The sequence below is a fragment of the Nostoc sp. PCC 9305 genome, assembly GCF_963920915.1.
In the GTDB taxonomy this organism is placed as follows: Bacteria; Cyanobacteriota; Cyanobacteriia; order Cyanobacteriales; family Nostocaceae; genus Nostoc.
The window spans coordinates 1-4,696 of the sequence record NZ_CAWUDN010000208.1 but is presented as its reverse complement, the minus strand read 5'-3'; the positions used below and the strand labels follow the sequence as shown (position 1 = coordinate 4,696).

Sequence of the window (4,696 nt, the reverse complement as noted above, 5' to 3'; positions counted from 1 at the left end):
TGATTAACTCAGCCCTGCTGGGTCATTTTGTATGGCTTAGTCTAAACTCCAGTAGTTTTACCTAAAGGCAAAAACTAATCATGGACAATCCAAAGTGGGGGTACTTTGCAATAGATTTGAGGAGGAATGAATGCAATTACAACAGACACAATTTTTAGAAGAAACACTATGGCAAGCAGTTCTCAATCGAGACTCCGCTTTTGAAGGTAAGTTTTTCTATGGTGTTCGCTCTACAGGCATTTATTGCCGACCTATTTGCCCTAGTCGCAGACCGAATCGCAATCAAGTTTGTTTTTTCCAGTCGGTACAAGATGCTGAAATTGCAGGTTTTCGACCTTGTAAGCGCTGTCAGCCACAATCTGAAATAGTTCCAAATACAGCCAAAATTTTAGCAGTATGTCGATATATTGAAGCACAAGTTGACCGCATACCAACTCTATCGGAATTATGCTCTCAGGTAGAAATGAGTCCTAGTTACCTACAAAGAATATTCAAGCAGATAATTGGCGTATCGCCTTTTCAATATGCAGATGCACTGCGTAGCCAGCGATTGAAACAGCGTCTTCAGTCGGGGGAGGAAATTGCTGATGCAGTTTACGATACGGGGTATGGTTCAAGTAGTCAACTGTATGAGAAAGCACCTAAACAATTAGGAATGACACCAAAAATTTACCAACAAGCTGGAAAAACAATCAACATTGTTTATGCGATCGCTCCATGTTCACTAGGATATTTGCTTGTGGCAACAACAGAGAAGGGTATCTGCGCCGTAAAATTAGGTGATGAAGCAGACAAGCTTGAACACATTTTGAAGCAAGAATTTCACCAAGCGCAGATCGTGCGTGACGATCGCACACACAAGGAATGGATACAAGCAATCCTCGACTTTATTGCAGGAGGTGAAACACATCTTGATTTACCACTTGATGTCCGTGGGACAGCATTTCAGAAACAAGTGTGGGAAGCATTACAAAAAATTCCTTATGGGGAAACCCGCACTTACACAGATATTGCCTGTAATCTTGCCAAACCCCAAGCAGTCCGCGCGGTGGGTAATGCTTGTGGCGCTAATCCGATCGCGCTGATTGTACCGTGTCATCGGGTGCTGCGGAGTGATGGCAGTCTTGGTGGTTATCACTGGGGAATTGAGCGCAAACAAAAACTGCTTACACAAGAATCGAAATTTCTCAAAGATGACTCAAATACCTGAACTAGAATCGCTGACTGAAGAAAGTCTGACGCGTGGTTTAATGGTGCTTGCCCAACTTGACAGCGATTTGGCTCGGATTTTAGAGACACTGGGGCCTCCACCGATATGGTCAAGAGAAGCGGGTTTTGCAACGCTGCTGTGTATAATTCTGGAACAGCAAGTTTCTGTAGCGGCTGCAAGGGCAGTATTTACAAGACTCTGTGGGGTTGTTGTAACTCTGACGCCAGAAAATTTTCTGATATTGGATGATGTTCAATTAAGAGCGATTGGATTCAGTCGGCAAAAGATTTTATACTGTCGTGGGTTGGCTCAGGCGATCGCAACTGGTCAGCTTGATCTAACCAAGCTCCAAACAATGGACGAAACTGCTATCAGAACCGAGTTAAAGCGTCTCAAAGGCATCGGAGATTGGACAGTTGATATTTATTTGCTCATGGCGTTGCAACGTCCTGATGTCTTTCCTAAAGGCGATTTAGCGATCGCGATCGCCCTACAAAAACTCAAAAACTTGGCGACGCGTCCAACACCCGCACAACTAGAAGCCATGACACAGCACTGGCGACCGTGGCGAGCAGTTGCGGCAAGACTTCTATGGCACTATTACCTAAGTAATCCCAAATAATTACTCCTTCTCCCTTCTCTAACGAGACGCTGCGCGTTCACGTAGTGTCTCGTAGAGAAGGCGCACGTGGCGGTTGGTATAATCAATATAAACTAAATGGCAGAAAATCAATTAAGCCTAACAGCAGAAAAGTCTGATAAAACTTCAAAAATCCTGCCGATAATCATAGTAATAATTGCATTATTAGCTTTATCTTCAACAGCAATATTTATTAAAGTCGCTGTTAGAGAAATGAGTCCTGTTGCTACATTATTTAATCGCTTATGGATAGCGACAATTATCTTTGGCTTATGGAGTGGAATTAACCAAGCACGGACTCAAATTACAGAAGATAAACCTGTATTACCACAGCAACGTTATCCAATCAAAGAGATAGCGCTTTTAATCGCAGTGGGTCTAGTTCATGTATTAGGTCGATTATCTTGGACTTGGTCGCTAACTCAGACTGGTGCAGCTAATGCTAATGCGTTAGGTAGCCTCAATCCGCTATTTACTACTTTAGGAGGATGGCTATTTTTTAATCAAATTTTTGGGCGCAAATTTATCATCGGTTTGATCTTAGCCATAATCGGTGCGATCGCTGTTGTATTTGAAGATTTGTTGCGTTCTAATCATAATTTTACAGGTGATGCTGTTGCCCTCATATCATCGATATTTTATGCAGCAAACTTTTTACTTATTGAGCAGATTGGCAATAAGTTTTCAATGATCGCTATCCTCCTGTGGCGCTGTGCGATCGCAACTTCATTGATGATACCAGTAGTGCTAATCTTGGAAAAACAAGTTTTCCCAGTTACTTTGTCGGGGTGGTTAGTAGTATTTGCGTTAGCTGCTATTTGCGAAGCCTTGGGTCATGGGCTAATTGTATACAGCCTCAAAAATTTTTCATCAGGATTTATCTCTTTACTCTTACTACTCAATCCGGTGATTGTTGCGATTCTTGCTTGGATACTTTTCTCGGAAAACTTGAGTATTTTTAACTTGTTAGGGTTGGCTCTAATTGTCGGGGGTATATATCTCGCAATTTCTAATAAAGAATCTGTGCAATCTAAAATTAATCCCCAGATTCAATCTTCAGCAGAAATAGATTCATCCACCAGTTCCCCAAAATAATGCAACAAATAGACCATATTGTAGAGACGCGATTCATCGCGTCTTTACCCAAGGACATGTTGCAATCATTAATTGAATTGGTATAAGAAACCGGTTCGACTCGATCGCACAGCCCGCCACTAGACTTACTATTGGCACTACTATTTGAGTAATGCCAATAGTAAATCGGTTACAGTCTACCAGTGAATACCTTTTCAGCCGGGCCTGTCATGTAAACCCGTTGGTCAATTTCTGACCATTCAATTTGCAAGGGGCCACCTGGTAATTCTACAGTCGCAGTGCGATCGCATTTCCCGGTTAGCACACCAGCTACCAAGGAAGCACAAGCACCAGTCCCGCAAGCTAAGGTAATCCCAGCACCCCGTTCCCACACCCGCATTTTCAAATAGTCACGGCGTACCACTTGAATAAATTCGGTATTTATGCGTTGAGGAAAAACTGGGTGATGCTCAAATTTCGGGCCGATGGTTTCTAACTCAATTGCTGCTACATCTTCTACAAAGGTAATGCAGTGAGGATTTCCCATATTTACACAGGTGACATCCCAAGTTTGCCCCGCCACCTCTAACGGCTGAGAAATTACTTTTTCTTGGGCGGGTGTAAGAGTGGTAGGAATTTCGCTAGCGAGTAACCTAGGTAAACCCATATCTACTTTAACTTGACCATCAGATAAGAGTTGGGGAGTCATTACACCACCCAAAGTATGAATGCGATATGAGTCTTGATTTCGGGATTCTCCTTCTAAATCTGCTAAAAAGCCAGCTAAACAGCGAATGCCATTGCCACACATTTCTGGTTCTGAACCATCGGAATTAAAAATCCGCATGGTGTAGTCCGTGCCGTTTTCTCCAGGGAGGGCAAAAATGACACCATCAGCACCGATACCAAAATGGCGATCGCACAACTCGATCGCTTGCTCTGGAGTCACTACAGGCAAAGATGACGAGCGATTGTCAATGAGAATAAAGTCGTTGCCTAGACCATGATACTTAGTAAATTCGATTGCCATTTCTTCAAGGATGAATTATCAAGGATTAGTTACTCTTTATTTTGCCTTGTAGGTTCATCTTTACTAAAAATGCTTACCGAATTTGACACCACTTTACCCAGTATTAGACAAGTCCAAAACCTGATTAAACAAACAACGCCAGTTGAGTTAAAGCTGGTGACTCAGGATGTACTCACAGGAAAGGTTTTATGGCAAGATCCACAGTGTATCTGTATTGCGGATGAAAATAGCCAGCAAACCACCGTTTGGAAACAAGCGATCGCCTACATCAAGCCACAAGTGAGTTAGGAGTGAGGCAGAAAAATCACAACCGATCGCTTCACTCGAATTAAAAATTCAAGCCCACGGCTTAAGCCGTGGGCGTGGAATAAAGATGCCTTGCGCCTCGCATCTCGAAGCAATTCTCTATTTATTATGGGATACAAGCCCACAATTAAAGTTGTGTATTTTTAATTTTATATTTTTAATTGTTTCATCATTAAACTTAGAGTTTTGCAGCAAAAACCCACCTATTGCGTCCTTGTTCTTTAGCTTTATATAAAGCTTTGTCGGCGGCGTTAATTAAATCTTGAGATGAACTTTTATCTGTTGGTCTTTGAATTGCAACACCTAAGCTGACGGTCACAAAATATTGAAAGTTATTCTTCTTTTTATGAGGAATCTTTAATTCTTGAATAGATTTTTGAATCAGGGTAAGAGCATCTCAATCAGGCTTGACGCAAGGAATCAGAAGAATCTAATA

The 4,696-nt window shown here is 42.1% G+C and carries 6 protein-coding genes; 4 read left to right on the top strand and 2 right to left on the bottom strand.

The genetic code is table 11. From position 1 onward, the window contains the following. The first annotated feature begins 130 nt into the window (after positions 1 to 130). The 3 genes from ada (at position 131) to ACM0OX_RS35085 (ending at position 2,945) form a co-directional block, all read left to right on the top strand. On the top strand, positions 131 to 1,210 hold the full coding sequence (gene ada, locus ACM0OX_RS35095; protein ID WP_414519760.1) for a bifunctional DNA-binding transcriptional regulator/O6-methylguanine-DNA methyltransferase Ada: 1,080 nt from the start codon (positions 131 to 133) through the stop codon (positions 1,208 to 1,210). Then, positions 1,194 to 1,832 carry a DNA-3-methyladenine glycosylase family protein gene (locus ACM0OX_RS35090; protein ID WP_414519758.1) on the top strand — a complete coding sequence of 213 codons (639 nt, stop codon included), beginning with the start codon at positions 1,194 to 1,196 and terminating at the stop codon, positions 1,830 to 1,832. Before ada ends, ACM0OX_RS35090 begins: the two co-directional genes overlap by 17 nt. Positions 1,833 to 1,928: 96 nt before the next feature. Next, entirely contained in the window at positions 1,929 to 2,945 is a 1,017-nt protein-coding gene (locus tag ACM0OX_RS35085) for a DMT family transporter (protein WP_414519756.1), read from the top strand. Between the two features lie 169 nt (positions 2,946 to 3,114). Here the strand turns inward: ACM0OX_RS35085 and dapF are convergent, their stop codons facing one another. Next, a complete protein-coding gene (gene dapF, locus ACM0OX_RS35080) occupies positions 3,115 to 3,954 on the bottom strand; it encodes a diaminopimelate epimerase (protein ID WP_414519755.1) in 840 nt (279 codons plus the stop codon). A gap of 69 nt (positions 3,955 to 4,023) precedes the next feature. Between dapF and ACM0OX_RS35075 the strand changes: the two genes are divergently transcribed. Further along, positions 4,024 to 4,242, top strand: a complete 219-nt coding sequence (locus ACM0OX_RS35075; protein WP_292741129.1) for an Hfq-related RNA-binding protein — start codon at positions 4,024 to 4,026, stop codon at positions 4,240 to 4,242. 196 nt (positions 4,243 to 4,438) lie between these two features. On the opposite strand, the gene ACM0OX_RS35070 is transcribed toward ACM0OX_RS35075, so the two are convergent. Further along, on the bottom strand, positions 4,439 to 4,642 hold the full coding sequence (locus ACM0OX_RS35070; protein ID WP_414519762.1) for a diguanylate cyclase domain-containing protein: 204 nt from the start codon (positions 4,640 to 4,642) through the stop codon (positions 4,439 to 4,441). Positions 4,643 to 4,696 lie beyond the last annotated feature (54 nt).